Source organism: Spongiivirga citrea (assembly GCF_010671565.1).
Lineage (GTDB): Bacteria > Bacteroidota > Bacteroidia > Flavobacteriales > Flavobacteriaceae > Spongiivirga > Spongiivirga citrea.
Genome location: NZ_JAABOQ010000001.1, coordinates 43,526 through 59,114 on the forward strand (window position 1 = coordinate 43,526; position 15,589 = coordinate 59,114).

At 34.7% G+C, this 15,589-nt stretch carries 18 protein-coding genes; 9 read left to right on the top strand and 9 right to left on the bottom strand.

Annotated features, from left to right (window positions below):
• Nucleotides 1–4: 4 nt before the first annotated feature.
• Genes GWK10_RS00160 through GWK10_RS00190 form a run of 7 tightly spaced genes read right to left on the bottom strand, consistent with a single transcriptional unit; the run spans nucleotide 5 to nucleotide 6,414 of the window.
• A complete protein-coding gene (locus tag GWK10_RS00160; protein ID WP_164028878.1) occupies nucleotides 5–418 on the bottom strand; it encodes a nuclear transport factor 2 family protein in 414 nt (137 codons plus the stop codon).
• Complete coding sequence (locus GWK10_RS00165; protein ID WP_164028879.1) at nucleotides 411–1,358, bottom strand: UDP-3-O-(3-hydroxymyristoyl)glucosamine N-acyltransferase; 948 nt, start codon at nucleotides 1,356–1,358, stop codon at nucleotides 411–413. The genes GWK10_RS00160 and GWK10_RS00165 overlap by 8 nt, the downstream gene beginning before the upstream one ends.
• Entirely contained in the window at nucleotides 1,358–1,924 is a 567-nt protein-coding gene (efp, locus tag GWK10_RS00170) for an elongation factor P (RefSeq protein ID WP_164028880.1), read from the bottom strand. The genes GWK10_RS00165 and efp overlap by 1 nt, the downstream gene beginning before the upstream one ends.
• A 16-nt stretch (nucleotides 1,925–1,940) precedes the next feature.
• Entirely contained in the window at nucleotides 1,941–2,726 is a 786-nt protein-coding gene (gene lpxA, locus GWK10_RS00175) for an acyl-ACP--UDP-N-acetylglucosamine O-acyltransferase (protein ID WP_164028881.1), read from the bottom strand.
• Nucleotides 2,727–2,728: 2 nt separating this feature from the next.
• Nucleotides 2,729–4,138 (bottom strand): bifunctional UDP-3-O-[3-hydroxymyristoyl] N-acetylglucosamine deacetylase/3-hydroxyacyl-ACP dehydratase, encoded by a 1,410-nt coding sequence (locus tag GWK10_RS00180; protein WP_164028882.1) that lies wholly within the window; start codon nucleotides 4,136–4,138, stop codon nucleotides 2,729–2,731.
• Nucleotides 4,131–5,159 carry a UDP-3-O-(3-hydroxymyristoyl)glucosamine N-acyltransferase gene (lpxD, locus tag GWK10_RS00185; protein WP_164028883.1) on the bottom strand — a complete coding sequence of 343 codons (1,029 nt, stop codon included), beginning with the start codon at nucleotides 5,157–5,159 and terminating at the stop codon, nucleotides 4,131–4,133. The genes GWK10_RS00180 and lpxD overlap by 8 nt, the downstream gene beginning before the upstream one ends.
• Before the next feature lie 28 nt (nucleotides 5,160–5,187).
• Nucleotides 5,188–6,414, bottom strand: a complete 1,227-nt coding sequence (locus GWK10_RS00190; protein WP_164028884.1) for an HD domain-containing protein — start codon at nucleotides 6,412–6,414, stop codon at nucleotides 5,188–5,190.
• A gap of 41 nt (nucleotides 6,415–6,455) precedes the next feature.
• On the opposite strand from GWK10_RS00190, the gene porX reads away from it, so the two are divergent.
• Both porX and GWK10_RS00200 read left to right on the top strand, forming a co-directional pair.
• Nucleotides 6,456–8,003 carry a T9SS response regulator signal transducer PorX gene (porX, locus tag GWK10_RS00195; RefSeq protein WP_164028885.1) on the top strand — a complete coding sequence of 516 codons (1,548 nt, stop codon included), beginning with the start codon at nucleotides 6,456–6,458 and terminating at the stop codon, nucleotides 8,001–8,003.
• Nucleotides 8,004–8,165: 162 nt separating this feature from the next.
• Complete coding sequence (locus GWK10_RS00200; RefSeq protein ID WP_164028886.1) at nucleotides 8,166–8,531, top strand: hypothetical protein; 366 nt, start codon at nucleotides 8,166–8,168, stop codon at nucleotides 8,529–8,531.
• 52 nt (nucleotides 8,532–8,583) lie between these two features.
• On the opposite strand, the gene GWK10_RS00205 is transcribed toward GWK10_RS00200, so the two are convergent.
• Complete coding sequence (locus GWK10_RS00205) at nucleotides 8,584–9,798, bottom strand: hypothetical protein (RefSeq protein ID WP_164028887.1); 1,215 nt, start codon at nucleotides 9,796–9,798, stop codon at nucleotides 8,584–8,586.
• 18 nt (nucleotides 9,799–9,816) lie between these two features.
• Nucleotides 9,817–11,028, bottom strand: coding sequence for a hypothetical protein (locus tag GWK10_RS00210; RefSeq protein ID WP_164028888.1), 1,212 nt, complete (start codon nucleotides 11,026–11,028; stop codon nucleotides 9,817–9,819).
• 108 nt (nucleotides 11,029–11,136) lie between these two features.
• On the opposite strand from GWK10_RS00210, the gene tsaE reads away from it, so the two are divergent.
• The 7 genes from tsaE to GWK10_RS00245 all read left to right on the top strand — a co-directional run bounded on the left by tsaE (nucleotide 11,137) and on the right by GWK10_RS00245 (nucleotide 15,507).
• A complete protein-coding gene (tsaE, locus tag GWK10_RS00215) occupies nucleotides 11,137–11,559 on the top strand; it encodes a tRNA (adenosine(37)-N6)-threonylcarbamoyltransferase complex ATPase subunit type 1 TsaE (protein ID WP_164028889.1) in 423 nt (140 codons plus the stop codon).
• 134 nt (nucleotides 11,560–11,693) lie between these two features.
• A complete protein-coding gene (locus GWK10_RS00220; protein ID WP_164028890.1) occupies nucleotides 11,694–11,855 on the top strand; it encodes a hypothetical protein in 162 nt (53 codons plus the stop codon).
• A gap of 145 nt (nucleotides 11,856–12,000) precedes the next feature.
• Nucleotides 12,001–12,546, top strand: a complete 546-nt coding sequence (locus tag GWK10_RS00225) for a hypothetical protein (protein ID WP_239540647.1) — start codon at nucleotides 12,001–12,003, stop codon at nucleotides 12,544–12,546.
• A gap of 3 nt (nucleotides 12,547–12,549) precedes the next feature.
• A complete protein-coding gene (locus GWK10_RS00230) occupies nucleotides 12,550–13,749 on the top strand; it encodes an alanine dehydrogenase (protein WP_164028891.1) in 1,200 nt (399 codons plus the stop codon).
• 137 nt (nucleotides 13,750–13,886) lie between these two features.
• Nucleotides 13,887–14,231, top strand: a complete 345-nt coding sequence (locus GWK10_RS00235) for a hypothetical protein (protein ID WP_164028892.1) — start codon at nucleotides 13,887–13,889, stop codon at nucleotides 14,229–14,231.
• Nucleotides 14,232–14,488: 257 nt separating this feature from the next.
• Nucleotides 14,489–15,010: a YceI family protein gene (locus tag GWK10_RS00240; protein WP_164028893.1), complete on the top strand. Its 522-nt coding sequence runs from the start codon at nucleotides 14,489–14,491 to the stop codon at nucleotides 15,008–15,010.
• 134 nt (nucleotides 15,011–15,144) lie between these two features.
• The gene (locus GWK10_RS00245; protein WP_164028894.1) at nucleotides 15,145–15,507 is read left to right on the top strand and encodes an endonuclease domain-containing protein; all 363 of its coding nucleotides are present in this window, start codon (nucleotides 15,145–15,147) and stop codon (nucleotides 15,505–15,507) included.
• Nucleotides 15,508–15,589: the final 82 nt, after the last annotated feature.

The following is a 15,589-nucleotide window of genomic DNA, read 5'->3' on the forward strand; positions in this document are numbered from 1 at the left end:
TTTTTTAAACTTTTATCTGTGTATATGATTGAATGTTTTTTGGGTCTTCATCTGCAAGCTGGCTCATTTCATAGCCGTGATACATTTTACCGTCTTTCATTTCCCAAATTGTTATAAAATGGGCTATTGCCGTTTCCTTGTCCGGCTGCTCAATAGTTCTGGCAACATAGGTGTAACGAACGGTTACAAAATTGTCATCTTCTAATAAATGACTTATCTCTCCCCTGATCGATTCATACGATTTTCCAGTCTCAGAAATAAGCGCCTCTATTTCTTTAAAACCAAGAATGGTGAAACCCTTACTACTATTCCAATGCAATTGGCAATCTTCATGTAAATAGTCTTTAAGCACACCAGTATTGTGCATAAAATCAGACTCATAAAAGTCTCTAACAATTTCCTTCGCGTTTCTACTCATTCTTTTTAATTTCTTTTATTTCATTAATCATGTTTGGGATTTGTTTGGTATATGCAAAACGCTTGAGACGCTCCCTCGCCTCTTCTATTGGCGTACCAGAATATACCTTTCCTCCCCCTATGGTTTTTGTAACTCCTGTTTGTCCAAGTACAACGGCTCCTTTGCCAATTGTAATTCCGCTAGTAGTACCGACTTGCCCCCAGCAGGTTACTTCATCTTCTATAATGCAACATCCTGCAATACCCGTTTGGGCAGCGATTAGGCAATCTTTACCTATTATGGTATCATGCCCTATATGAACTTGACTATCTAACTTGGTACCTTGACCAATAGTCGTGTCACCAGTAACACCTCTATCTAATGTACAAAGCGGACCAATTTCAACATTATCTTTTACAACCACCCTCCCTGAAGACAATAGTTTATCATAGCCTTCCGGTCTCCTTTTATAATAGAATGCATCACCACCTAATACTGTTCCGGCATGGATAATTACATTATCACCAATAATACAATTATCACCAATACTTACATTAGAATGGATGATACAGTTATCCCCTATCACTACGTTATTTCCAACAAAAGCATTGGGTTGTACATGTGTGTCTTTTCCAATAACAGCGGATGGTGAAATGACATTTTGGGAAGGTTGAAAAGCCGAAAAATGACTAGTCAATTTATTAAAATCACGAAATGGATCGTCGGAAATCAGCAAAACTTTTCCTTCTGGACAATCAACCTCCTTGTTAATTAAAACAACGGTTGCAGCGGATGACAATGCCTTGTCATAGTATTTAGGGTGATCTACAAAAACAATATCTCCTGGAGTTACGACATGAATCTCATTCATTCCCTGTACCGGAAAATCATCAGGCCCTACATATTTCGCATCAATAATAGACGCTATACGTTTAAGTGTTTGCCGCTTAGAAAACTTCATTACTCCTTAATACGCTCTTTGTAAGTGCCTTTTTCCGTTTCCACTTTTATTTTATCACCTTCATTAATAAATAAAGGAACCATAACCGTCGCACCTGTTTCTACAGTTGCAGGTTTTGTGGCGTTTGTTGCAGTATTTCCTTTTACACCAGGTTCAGTAGCTGTTACTTCCAGAATTACACTTTGTGGCATTTCTACTGAAAGTGGCATACCATCTTCTGTATTTATCAAGACAGTTACAACCTCTCCCTCTTTTAATAAGCCAGGTGCATCTAGCGTTGACTTTTCTAAGGTAATTTGATTATAATCTTCAGTATTCATAAAATGAAATGTCTCACCTTCATTATATAAATATTGAAATTTATGGGTCTCTACACGAACCTCATCAATTTTATGCCCCGCAGAAAAAGTATTATCAATTACTTTTCCTGTAGTAACACTTTTTAATTTAGTACGAACAAAAGCTGGTCCTTTTCCCGGTTTTACATGAAGAAATTCAACTATTTTAAAAATATCATGATTGTATTTAATACATAAACCGTTTCTAATATCTGAAGTACTTGCCATTATATGTTTCGTTGTTTTAGTTATTGGTAAGGTATCCTTTCATAATACCTCGTTGTGAATCTTTTATAAACTGTAGAATTTCATCGCGTTCTGGAGTCGCTTCCATCTCAGCTTCAATAATAGATGCTGCCTGACTATTATTGTAGTTTTTTTGATATAAAATGCGATAGATATTCTGAATTTCTCTGATCTTTTCAGTAGTGAAACCACGTCTTCGAAGGCCAACAGAGTTGATACCAACATAAGATAATGGTTCACGCCCAGCCTTAACAAAAGGTGGAACATCTTTACGCACTAGTGACCCTCCAGTTACAAAAGCATGACTACCTATAGAGCAAAATTGTTGAACTGCAGTCATTCCAGCGAATACAACAAAATCTCCTACAGTAATATGCCCAGCTAAGGTACTATTGTTCGAGAAAATACAATTATCTCCAACAAAACAGTCATGTGCAACATGGCTATATGCCATTAACAAACAATTTTTTCCAATCTTGGTTTTTAGTCTGTCAACAGTACCTCTATTAATTGTAACACACTCTCTTATTGTGGTATTATCACCTATCTCTACGACAGTTTCTTCCTCATTATATTTAAGGTCTTGTGGTATTGCCGATATAACAGCTCCTGGAAAAATATTACAATTCTTTCCGATACGTGCGCCATCCATAATGGTTACGTTACTGCCAATCCAAGTTCCTTGGCCAATGGTTACATTGGCGCTGATTGTTGTAAATGGCTCGATCACCACGTTCTTAGCGATCTTAGCACTCGGATGAACATAGGCTAAAGGCTGGTTCATAATTAGTTGTTTTTTACTTTAGTTATTTGAGCCATGATTTCAGCTTCACTTACCAATTTACCATTGGCATATGCCCGAGCTTGCATTTGACAAATACCTCTTCTAATAGGAGACATTAAGTCTAGTTTAAAAATAAGTGTGTCCCCGGGCACAACTTGATGTTTATAACGTACATTATCAATTTTTAATAAATATGTCAGGTAGTTTTCCGGATCTGGTACTGTACTCAAAACCAAAATTCCTCCTGTTTGTGCCATAGCTTCAATTTGAAGAACACCTGGCATTACAGGTGCGCCTGGAAAATGACCTACGAAGAATGGTTCGTTCATGGTCACGTTTTTCATTCCTATAACATGCTTATCAGATAATTCTAAAATCTTATCAACCAACAGAAAAGGTGGTCGGTGAGGTAACATTTCCATGATCTGATTCACATCCATCAAAGGTTTTGCATGCAAATCAACAGAAGGAACGTTATTTCGTCTCTCGTTTTTAATGATCTTAGACATCTTCTTTGCAAACTGGGTGTTTACAAAATGCCCCGGTTTATTAGCGATTACTTTTCCACGAATTCGTGTACCAATTAATGCCAAATCCCCTACAACATCCAATAATTTATGCCTTGCTGCCTCGTTAGGATGATGTAAAGTCAAATTATCTAAAATCCCATTTGGCTTAACTTTAATAGAGTCTTTGCCAAATGCGACTTTAAGTTTTTCCATAGTATCAGCAGATAATTCTTTATCGACATACACAATGGCATTATTTAAATCTCCTCCCTTTATTAGGCCATGCTCTAACAATGCTTCTAACTCATGTAAAAAACTGAACGTACGAGAATCAGCGATATCATTTTTGAAATCGGATATGTGATTCATGGTTGCATTTTGAGTTCCCAATACTTTGGTCCCAAAATCGACCATCGTCGTCACTTGATATTCTTCAGCCGGAATAATGGTAATTTCGCTGCCTGATTGTTCATCGGCATACGATATAACCTCTTTAACAACATATTCTTCGCGACTGGCATCCTGTTCTTCTTTACCAGCTTTTTCTAGAGCTTCTACAAAATAGCGACTAGAGCCATCCATAATTGGGGGTTCTGATGCATCTAGCTCTATAAGTACATTATCAAAATCTAAACCTACTAGGGCTGCCAATACATGCTCTGAAGTTTGAATTTTCACACCCTTTTTCTCCAAATTTGTCCCGCGCTGTGTATTGATAACATAATTCGCGTCAGCCTCAATTATTGGGTTTCCTTCAAGATCAATACGCATAAAAGCGTACCCATGATTTACAGGTGCTGGCTTGAAGGTTAAGGTAACCTCTTTTCCAGTATGAAGTCCTACCCCTTTGAGCGTAACTTCCTTTTTTATTGTTGTTTGTTTGCTAGTAATCGTTTCAATCATCGCCCTTTAATTGTTTTTCGATCTTATGAATTTTATCGACCCATCTGGGTAAGTTCTTAAAATGAACATACGACTTATTGTAGTCTCCATAGCCCAATGCCGGACTGCCTTGCAGTACTTCATTATCTTTTACATTTCTGCTAATACCTGATTGTGCCTGTATTTTAACATTATCGCCTATAGTAATATGCCCTACAATTCCTACTTGACCACCAATCATACAATTTTTACCGATTTTTGTAGAACCCGCAATGCCGGTTTGAGCTGCAATAACAGTATTTTCTCCTATTTCTACATTATGTGCTATTTGTATTTGATTGTCAAGTTTTACTCCTCGTCTTATTACAGTAGAACCTAAGGTTGCTCGATCTATGGTCGTACCTGCACCAATATCTACATACTCTTCTAAGATTACGTTGCCAGTTTGTGGTACCTTATTGTACTCCCCTTTTTCATTTGGTGCGAATCCAAAACCATCGGCACCAAGAATAGCACCACTATTAATAACACAATTATCTCCAATAACGGATTCAGAATAGATCTTAGCACCAGAAAAAACTGTTACATTGTTTCCTATCGTCACATTGTCACCTATATATGTATTAGGATATATTTTTACATTATCACCTATTACAACTTGATCTCCTAAATAAGAAAATGCTCCTAAATATATATCATCTCCATAAGTAGCACTTTCCGAAATATAAACTGGGTTTTCAATTCCAGTTTTGTTCATCTTTACTTGGTTGTAATATTCTAATAATTTGGAAAAGGACTTATAGGCATCATCAACCCGAATAAGTGTGGTTGAAAAATCAGCTTCCGCTTCAAAATTTTTATTAACTATTGTAACCGATGCTTTAGTAGTATATAGGTGGGGAGTGTATTTCGGATTAGCTAAAAAGGTTAGTGACCCAACTGCTCCTTCTTCTATCTTAGATAGTTTAAAAACTTCTGCTTCTGGGTTTCCCTCAATAGCCCCTTCGAGTATTCCGGCAATCTGGTTGGCTGTAAATTTCATTATCGCAAAAATAGAAATTTTTGAAAGATCATTTTCGCTTTGGATAACATAGATAATACTTTGTGATCTTATTGGATAATGACCTTAAATTAAACTGGTCAGAGGCTTCAGTTACATCTTTTACAGTTCCGTCTTTATAATAAATATTAATATTTTGATTATCTAACATATACGCTTGGTTGGCAATAGCACCACCAAACACAAAATACTTAGCTTCGTCATCCGATATGCCATATGTTTTGGTTAAATAATCTATATGTTCTTTATGAGATTCAATTTCTTGAGGCTCGTCGGCAATTTCGATTTTGAGAAGGTCTCGTTCAATAATCATCTGGCTTAAATTACTCAAGACAAAATCATCATGATACATCCATTCTTTCATTGCAGACAAAATATCAACATCATCTAAGTTTGAAAAAATATCAAGTACATCCTCATTAAACTCATTTAAAGTAATCTTATTATTTAAGAAGAAGGAGAATGCCTTACTGGCTGGAACTTCTATTCCAGAAGAACATAACTCTTTGGCTCTTTTTAAAACTCTTATTAGCAATTGCTCAGCGACTAAACTAGTTTTATGCAAATACACTTGCCAGTACATAAGGCGCCTAGCTACCAAGAATTTTTCTACTGAGTATATACCTTTTTCTTCTACTACCAATTCGTCATTTACCACATTTAACATGGTGATAATACGCTCGCTATTAATATTACCCTCGGCAACACCAGTATAAAAACTATCTCGTTTCAAATAATCAGTTCTATCCATATCAAGTTGACTCGATATTAACTGATTTAAAAACTTTCGATGGTATTCGCCTTTAAAAATTTGGATTGCCAGCGTTAAACTTTGGTTAAATTCAGCATTCAAATTCTGCATAAATAGCAGGGATATTTCCTCGTGTGAAACATTCTCCACTAAACTATGCTCCATAGCATGGCTAAAAGGTCCGTGACCTATATCATGTAGTAATATAGCTTTTAACAATGCATCTTCCTCTTCATTAGAAAGAGCAACACCCTTAAAACGCAGCACATTAACCGCTTTTTTCATGAGATGCATACAACCTAAAGCATGATGAAAACGAGTATGATGTGCGCCAGGATATACCAAATACGACAATCCCATTTGAGAAATACGCCGCAAACGCTGAAAATATTTATGGGCAATCAGGTCAAATATTCCCTCATTCGGAATCGTAATAAATCCGTAAATAGGGTCGTTTAAAATCTTAAGTTTGTTACTTTTACTCAAACAGGCGAAGGTTTAATGTATCGCAAATATAGCTACATATAATGAACAAGATAAATATACTTTGGGTTGATGATGAAATTGATCTTTTAAAACCACATATCCTTTTTTTAGAACAAAAAAATTACGGAATAACGACCTGTCAAAGCGGTACTGAAGCAATTGAAGTAATTGACCAAGCAAGCTTTGACATTGTCTTTCTAGATGAAAATATGCCCGGCTTAACTGGCCTAGAAACGCTGGCCGAAATAAAGGAAAAACAAGCTAATATTCCGGTAGTTATGATTACGAAAAGTGAAGAGGAATATATAATGGAAGAAGCTATCGGTAGTAAAATTGCCGATTACTTGATAAAGCCGGTAAACCCCAGTCAAATACTTCTTAGTTTAAAAAAGAACCTTGATCATTCTCGTTTAATTTCAGAAAAAACAACCTCAAACTACCAGCAAGAATTCCGGAAAATTGCCATGGATTTATCGATGGTAAATAGCTGGGAAGAATGGGCTGATTTATATCAACGTCTTACTTATTGGGAAATCGAGCTAGAAGATATTGAAGATATTGGGATGATCGAAATTCTAGAATCTCAAAAAGTGGAGGCTAATACCCAATTCTCAAAGTTTATCGACAATAATTACAAAGATTGGTTTAGTGGTAATGATGCACCAGTAATGTCGCATACCCTATTTAAGGAGATGATCGAGCCCGAATTAAGCAAGGAGCAACCGACTTTGTTAGTTGTAATTGACAATTTACGCTACGATCAATGGAAAGCCTTTGAACCGACGGTAAACAATTACTACAAAAAGAATATAGAAACTCCATATTACAGTATACTCCCAACAGCTACGCAATACGCCAGGAACTCAATTTTTTCAGGTTTAATGCCAGCTGATATGGAACGTTTACATCCTAATTTTTGGAAGAACGATACAGACGAAGGAGGAAAGAACTTGCATGAAGAAGACTTTTTAAAGGCGCAGTTAAAGCGCTTAGGACTTAATATTAAATGCGAATACCACAAGATAACGAGCTTAAAAGGTGGACGGCGTTTTGCTGATAATTTTAAATCGCAAAAAGACAATGATCTTACTGTAGTGGTATACAATTTTGTTGATATGTTAAGTCATAGTAAGACAGAGATGGAAGTTGTAAAAGAACTTGCATCTAATGACAAGGCATACCGATCACTCACTCAAAGTTGGTTTAAAAACTCACCTTTGTTAGAGATTATTCAACAAGCGCAGCAACTAGGTTTTAAACTAATAATTACGACCGACCACGGTACGATTAACGTTAAAAACCCATCTAAGGTAGTTGGCGACCGCGATACGAGTTTAAATTTGCGTTATAAGACAGGTAAAAGCCTGACTTATGAAAGTAAAGATGTATTAGCTGCTGAAAGACCTAAGGACATCCATCTTCCTGCAATAAATGTAAGTAGTAGTTTTATTTTTGCGAAAGGCGATTTATTTTTTGCATACCCTAACAACTACAACCATTATGTAAGTTATTACCGAAATACCTATCAACATGGTGGTGTTAGTTTACAAGAAATGATCATTCCCTTCGTGGTTTTACAACCCAGATAATAAAAATTAGCATTGTGGATTCTTAATCAAAATCCGAAAAAACAATGTTCATATAAACCCAAGGGTGTGGTATTTAGTACATATTAGTTACAATTAGAACAAATTGAAGAGAAATTGCAATTAATTTGATACTTTTATACACCCTAACAATACTTTAATAAAATGAAAACCATCGATCGCATCATGCTTTTTATAAAGCATATGAAATTAAGCGCACGGAAATTTGATATTTCCATCGGCGCTTCTAATGGCTACACACTCCGCATGCATAAAAACAATGCATCTGTCGGAAGTGACGTTATTGAAAAAATCTTAAAAGTGTATCCTCGTATTAACCTTGTATGGTTAATGACTGGTAAAGGCGAAATGTTTTTACCCGCTGAAGAGTTCGCTACTTCTGAAGTTGCACCTTCTATTATTGAGCAAATCGTAAACGAACGTATTGACGCTCGTATGATAGAAGAGCGTAAGCAGCTTAAAAAAGAGATTATTGCTGAAATTGATCACGAGATCAAAGCAAATAGTTAGATTTACTTTTTAACTACTGTTTAATTATTGAAGTTCCTTTTACACTTCAATATTATTCAATCTCATTACGTAATTTGACCATTTGCAATAGGTATTCATCTTTTGTGTACTGGCTTTTCGTGGCTTTTAAATGAGCTAGCTTTTCAGTAAAACTGCGTTTTTCTTTTTCACGTTCTTGATTTGCAAGCTGGTCGAGCGTACGGTTTATTTCCTTTTCAATTTCTAGGATTAGGTCTTTGGTAAGGGAGACATAATTCATTTTTCTTGAAAGCCAGATTAATAATAAGATTATTGGGATGGTTATTGGAAGTGATTGGATGAATTCGTATTCGTCAACGCGACTTCTCGACAACATCCCGGACCGAAATTGAAATAAATAAATTGTGGAGGGAATTAGTACTGCATATTTCCACCAATCATTTGAACTTATGAACCAAATTGATAATAATAGGAAAGGAATTAATTTACTTAGAACATACCATATAAGCACATCAACTGAAAGAAACGAACCTGAGTGTAAATTGAAAAAAAATAAATCAATTTGAGAAGTGCCTTCCGGAATAAGCAGATAAGAATAAGTTATTAATGGAGAGGAAATCAACATTATAGAGAAAAAGTAATCTTGCCATTTATTACTCTTCTTTTCTTTCAGATTTAAGTGAACATGGCCAGAGTTATCAACGGCATGTCTTAATCTAAGTAATTCATAAAGCTGATTCTTATACGAAAGAATTGATTTATTATTAACAAGTTTTTGATAAACGTTTGCTGTTTTTTTATAAAAATTCTTTCCAATCTTGTCAATAAGGAAGCTCATTTCCCGTCTCAAATCGTCTAAACTAAAATAATTGATTAGTAATATCCGTAGTAATAATAATACGACAATTGAAATCGATCCCACGAAATAAAAAAGATGCCACTGGGATACAAAGTATCCAAACTCAGCAGTATTTAATACCAAAGCCAATTGATAATGATACATCAGTAACGGAATTAATATTAGAATATACCATCTGTTTCTATTAAAAATGAACCAAATGGATAGCAGAATAATTGGCAAGACTTTATTTCCAACATAAAATAAAAACAGATTGAAATCACTAAAGTTTTTGGCTTCAAAATCGTAGCCAAACAAACTAATAATCTTCTTGTCTTCCGGAGCAAGTGTATACAAATAAAAAAGAAAGGGAGAAGTAGCTAGAACTAAAAGCATTAAAACCTCAATCCAAAACTTCTTTCGCTGCTTACTCAACTTCCTTAAGACCATTTGTACAATGAATTACATTTATTCAATCTCATTACGTAATTTGACCATTTGCAATAGGTATTCATCTTTTGTATACTGGCTTTTGGTTGCTTTTAAATGAGCTAATCTTTCAGTAAAACTTTGCTTTTCTTTTTCACGTTCTTGACTTGCAAGCTGGTCGAGCGTACGGTTTATTTCTTTTTCAATTTCTAAGATTAGGTCTTTGGTAAGAGAGACATAATTCATTTTTCTGGAGAGCCAGATTAATAATAGGATTATTGGGATGGTTATTGGAAGTGATTGGATGAATTCGTATTCGTCTACAATATCAATTTTTTGACCCAAAACTGCAACAATTTGATAAATGTAAACGGTAATCGGGATCAAAATAGAATGCTTCCACCAATTTTCAGATTTCACAAACCAAATACAGAGTAAAATCAAGGGAATTATCTTATTCATTAAATACCAAGACATCATATTTAAATCATAAAAAATAGTAGCGGTAATTGTGTAATTGCCTATCTCAATCGATTCTTTTACCGGCACGAGTTTATATAGAAAAAACAAAAGTGGTGAGGTTATCAAAAATAAACACAAAATGTAATCAGCACGTGACCGTTCAAGTAAATTCAAGTCACTTTCTCCTAATGAGATTTTTGAATTTGATTGTAAATTACTTTTAAGTAAAACTAGGTTTTTAAGTCGAATTTTAATATTGTTTATTGAATCGTCCGATAAAATTGTTCTAAATGCAAGATTCGATTCATTCAATTTATTAGAGGAAATCAAACTTTTTTCAAAATTTCTGATATGTCTAAGATACATGGCGTTTTTTGAAAAGTTGAACAAGTAGTTTCTAAATACTACTAAACCCGACGTAAGTATAATAGTGTACATATGCAGAACTAACTTAGTTGAAACAGAAAAACCAATTACATCAACTATGAAAATCGAAACAAAGAGATAAGTGAAGAAGTAAAACGGAAATAATAAAAAATTCCTCCACCAGTAATTACAAAACAGATACCAAATAATAAGAAGGTAGACAACTTGCCCTTTCAAAACTAAATGCCACGCTGCATACTGAGCCGATTCGAAATAAGGTGTGCTATATCTAAATCCAAAAAAAACAACATCTTTCTCGTTAGGCACTAACAAATAACAGTAGAATAAAAAAGATGATGATGCAACTAACATCATTATCAAAACTTCAAAAACAAAAGACTTACTTATTACAACTTGCCTCATTAGGGGGAAGAATTTAAAAGGCGGGTAATATAGCCAACTTTTAAAATTGTTAAGTAGGTTAATTACATTTTTCAAGATAATTAATTAACAAATTCTAATTTTGCCTATATGGAGAAGAAAGCATATTGTTTTGAGTATACCATAAATGAAATTGATTTCATTGCTCAAAAAGTTTTAGAATTAGTCGATTCAAAAACCATTTTATTTAAGGGTGAAATGGGGGTTGGAAAAACAACTTTGATTAAATCGATTGCAAAACAGTTGGGATTTAACAAAACTTTAACATCTCCAACCTTCTCAATTGTCAATGAATATGAAATTTCTGACGGGTTCTTGTATCATTTTGACCTATATCGCATACAGAAAACCGAAGAACTGTATGATTTTGGGGTTGAAGAGTATATTCATTCCGGAGAGTGGAATTTAGTGGAATGGCCTGAACTATTAGTCGATGAAATACCCTATAATTACGCTGAAGTACAAATAGTTAGACTTAACAATAATTTAAGAAAGATTTGTATATATTCGTAACCTCTTCTTATAATTTCCTCTAAAAAATAGTTGTTTATAACAACATAAGTTTGCAAAAGTACGACTAACTTTCTGAATATCCGTATGTTATTTCGCCTTATGTTTGTCCCTGTAAAACCCTTAAACAAATTAGAATGACAACTAAAAGACTTATCTCGGCCCTATTATTAGTAATTTTTTCTGTAGCTCTTTTCGCATCTTGTACTCCTGACAGCATTGCGGATGATACCAACACTTATGATACAATTGAAGGTGTTGATGCTAAACAACTAGATGCCGCACCTAAGAATGGATAGATTAATTTAGTTATAAAATATATAGCCCTCCTTAGCTGAGGGCTTTTTTTTGTCTTACAAAAAGGTGTCAACAATTATTTCGTTTTAAAACTACGCTATTAATAAAATAATTGTTAGTTTCACTTTGGTAAGGATAATTTATCCAATGAATGTTTCAAACCCCATGGACAAAAAAAAAGTGACTTCAAGAAAACTATTAAAAAAGAGTGTATTATCTGGTTCTTTAATCGCACTAGTAATAGCAATAAGCCCTTATCTATTTTATTTATATGAGTCTGCACCAACAGATTCCCAAGTGTGGAACACTTACTTTTTTGATATTAAAACCAACGTCTACGCATCTGTTAATCTAATGTTGTGGATATGGACAGGTAAAGTTATTCCCTTAATCTTACTTATTTTTTGGTTCTTTACATGTAAACATTGGTGGTATCATGTAATACTAATTCCAATTGCCATGTATGTTTTTCAATTATTTTCCTTGTTCAACAGTGAAAATGGAATTTTCGATGTAGTAGAAATTTACTATTTAATTCCTATAATGATGGTGATTATACCATTTGTATATCTTATAAGATTAAAAATATTTGATAAAGTGGTCCATGGTATTGATCTGAAAAAATTAGATGAAGAATTAGAAAGGCTAGAACATCTGGAAGATTACCATGATGACTCACTCGAAATAGAATAGTATATGAGTACACCAATCACTCCCTTTACCAAAGCGCAACTGCTCCCGCAAGAGGAAATGCTAGAAGTGCTTAAAAGTAAAAGCGAGTTGTTTATTGGTATTCCTAAAGAAACATCCTATCAAGAAAAACGTGTTTGTCTTACTCCAGATGCTGTTGCGGCCATTACAGCGCACGGTCATCGCGTTTTAGTCGAAAGCGAGGCCGGTTTAGGCGCTAATTTTAGTGATAAGGATTATAGTGAAGCTGGCGCCGAGATCACTCAGGATACGGCAAAGGTTTTTGGCTGCCCGATGTTATTAAAGGTCGAACCACCTTCGTTAACTGAATTAGAGTTGATCAATCCGCAAACGATTATCATATCTGCCTTACAACTTAAAACACAAGAAAAAAAATACTTCGAAACACTCGCTGCAAAACGCATAACGGCTATTGCATTTGAGTTTATTCGTGATGAAGATGGCACCTTTCCCGCTGTCAGAACCTTAAGCGAGATTGCTGGCACAGCATCAATATTGATCGCTGCAGAATTGCTAACAAACAGTAAATCAGGTAATGGATTGATGTTTGGAAATATTAGTGGCGTCCCACCTATTGAGGTGGTGATACTTGGTGCTGGTACCGTAGGTGAATATGCTGCAAGATCAGCTACTGGTCTAGGTGCTAACGTAAAAGTCTTTGATAATTCCATTACAAAACTTCGCTGCTTACAAACTAATATCGGCAAACAATTATATACCTCAACCGTACAACCTAAGAACTTGATCAAGGCATTGCGTCGTTGTGATGTAGTTATAGGTGCTGTGCGCGGTAAAAATCGTTCGCCTATTATGGTGACTGAGCCGATGGTGGAAAATATGAAAAAAGGAGCGGTTGTTATCGATGTGAGTATAGATATGGGTGGCTGTTTTGAAACTAGTGAGGTCACCAACCACGACAATCCAACTTTTGTAAAAAACGGAGTCATACATTATTGTGTACCTAATATTCCAGCGCGCTATTCCAGAACTTCATCCGTTTCGATTTCCAATATTTTCACACCCTATCTTCTAAAAATCGGAGAAGCAGGTGGACTTGAAAACTCCTTACGTTTTGATCGTGGACTTAAAAATGGACTTTACTTTTATCACGGAGTGTTAACTAATAAATCAGTCGCCGATTGGTTTGGACTTTCTTATAGCGATATTAATCTGTTGATATTTTAAAATGTTCTCGATACATTTTAAATTGATAGTCATTAATTTAAAACACTCGAACTAACATTGGGAATTTGTGGATTGTAAATTGAACTATGACCATTAAAAATCCGATTTTTGCATTACAATAATTCTGAATTAAAAAGATGACTGTATTACAACGTGCCGGATATTATTTAGGTGGATTCGCTATTGGATTAATCGTTCTATCTTTTTTCTTAAGCGGTAAGAAAGCATCCTGTAGCTATGGGCCGAATGCCCGTGTAATTAAAAACATAAGCGGGAAACAGTTTAATTATGCAGAGACAGGTCTAGATTCGACCAAAGTGTTTTCTATACTCCGCTCTGGCGATGTAGACTTTTCTAAGAGTAATACCGAATTAGACTCCTGTAAAACCTATTGGATTGATGGCTACTATGAAAAAGGTGAGCATTCACTTCTCATTCAAAATTGCGATAGTATTGCAACGGTATTGAAGAGCAGTTTTTGAAATACTTCTTTAATTGATTTAACTAAATAATTTTCAGGTGTCAGTTCGAGTTTTTTTTGATTTGAACGGCAGTGAAAAGTAAAAAACATATCGAGAACCATTCGTCGTAATGACATCTCGATACATTTTTATTCTCTTCCGAATTCTCGGGATAAAACAAAAACACTCGATGTTACACTTACTAACATGCACAGTACCTAATATTACTCTCAATCTAGTGTATTTCGATTAACTTTGTAGTTTTAAAAGTTAATCAAATGAAAAATATAGCTTCAATATTCGGCATTCTTGCTTTTGTAATACTAAGTTCTATTTCAAACCCTATAAATGCTCAAGTTGACGACGAGAAAGCAAGCATTACTTTCTTATTCGTTTCAAAAGATGTTGAAGGGACTATCAATGATCTGAAAACAGATATCAAGATTGATGAATCAGTCGTTTCAAATTCCTATATGAAAGGCTCTGTGGGAGTAACCACTATTAAAACAGGTAATTTTTTAAGAGATGGTCATCTTATGTGGAAAAAGTACTTTTATGAAAAAGCTTTTCCAAAAATTGAGTTTGAAAGCACTGCTGTTTCTGAAGAAAATGGAAAATTAATTGTAACCGGCATTCTTACCTTAAAAGAAACATCGAAAACTGTTGAGATCGAATTTGAAAAAAATGGAGATTCTCTAAAAGGAGAAACGACTATCAATTGCTATGATTTTGGTGTCAAAATCGACAAGAATCGCGATGATAACGAGGTTAAAGTCTATTTTGATTTTCCTATGAAATAGTATCTTCTCAATAATCAACAATTAAAGCTCCTCCCTTTAGTAAAGGGAGGTGTCCAACTTTGTTGGACGGAGGGATGGATACTCGCACAAAATAAACTTAAGCCCAAAAGCTAACAAAATAGGTACACCATAAAATGCGAACTAATAAAATTCATAATAAAAAGGACCTCGAGGCATTTAGAAAGGACCTAAGAAAAAAGCTCACTCCTTCTGAAGCTTATTTGTGGAAATTCTTAAAGGCTAAGCAGCTTGATGGTAAAAAATTTGCAAAACAGCATAGTATTGGAAACTATATAGTTGATTTCTATTTAGCTTCCGATAAGTTAATTATTGAATTAGACGGAGAAGTACATAATAACCCTCAAAGTGAAGAATACGATGCTAAAAGAACGGCATATTTTAATTCTCTTGACTTCAAAGTAATTCGGTTTGAGAATAAAAGAGTTTTTGATGATTTGGATGGGGTTTTAAATGAAATTAAAGTAGCATTCATATAAGAAAAAGTGGACACATCTCCCCTTTCTTCAGCAAAGCTGAATTCATTCCCCTCTTTACTAAAGAGGGGAGCTTTATGTTTCT

Coding starts and splice junctions, on each gene's coding strand:
- GWK10_RS00160 (WP_164028878.1), bottom strand. CDS start 418: ATGAGTAGAAACGCGAAGGAAATTGTTAGAGACTTTTATGAGTCTGAT.
- GWK10_RS00165 (WP_164028879.1), bottom strand. CDS start 1,358: ATGAAGTTTTCTAAGCGGCAAACACTTAAACGTATAGCGTCTATTATT.
- efp (WP_164028880.1), bottom strand. CDS start 1,924: ATGGCAAGTACTTCAGATATTAGAAACGGTTTATGTATTAAATACAAT.
- lpxA (WP_164028881.1), bottom strand. CDS start 2,726: ATGAACCAGCCTTTAGCCTATGTTCATCCGAGTGCTAAGATCGCTAAG.
- GWK10_RS00180 (WP_164028882.1), bottom strand. CDS start 4,138: ATGATTGAAACGATTACTAGCAAACAAACAACAATAAAAAAGGAAGTT.
- lpxD (WP_164028883.1), bottom strand. CDS start 5,159: ATGAAATTTACAGCCAACCAGATTGCCGGAATACTCGAAGGGGCTATT.
- porX (WP_164028885.1), top strand. CDS start 6,456: ATGAACAAGATAAATATACTTTGGGTTGATGATGAAATTGATCTTTTA.
- GWK10_RS00200 (WP_164028886.1), top strand. CDS start 8,166: ATGAAAACCATCGATCGCATCATGCTTTTTATAAAGCATATGAAATTA.
- GWK10_RS00205 (WP_164028887.1), bottom strand. CDS start 9,798: ATGGTCTTAAGGAAGTTGAGTAAGCAGCGAAAGAAGTTTTGGATTGAG.
- GWK10_RS00210 (WP_164028888.1), bottom strand. CDS start 11,028: ATGAGGCAAGTTGTAATAAGTAAGTCTTTTGTTTTTGAAGTTTTGATA.
- tsaE (WP_164028889.1), top strand. CDS start 11,137: ATGGAGAAGAAAGCATATTGTTTTGAGTATACCATAAATGAAATTGAT.
- GWK10_RS00220 (WP_164028890.1), top strand. CDS start 11,694: ATGACAACTAAAAGACTTATCTCGGCCCTATTATTAGTAATTTTTTCT.
- GWK10_RS00225 (WP_239540647.1), top strand. CDS start 12,001: ATGAATGTTTCAAACCCCATGGACAAAAAAAAAGTGACTTCAAGAAAA.
- GWK10_RS00230 (WP_164028891.1), top strand. CDS start 12,550: ATGAGTACACCAATCACTCCCTTTACCAAAGCGCAACTGCTCCCGCAA.
- GWK10_RS00235 (WP_164028892.1), top strand. CDS start 13,887: ATGACTGTATTACAACGTGCCGGATATTATTTAGGTGGATTCGCTATT.
- GWK10_RS00240 (WP_164028893.1), top strand. CDS start 14,489: ATGAAAAATATAGCTTCAATATTCGGCATTCTTGCTTTTGTAATACTA.
- GWK10_RS00245 (WP_164028894.1), top strand. CDS start 15,145: ATGCGAACTAATAAAATTCATAATAAAAAGGACCTCGAGGCATTTAGA.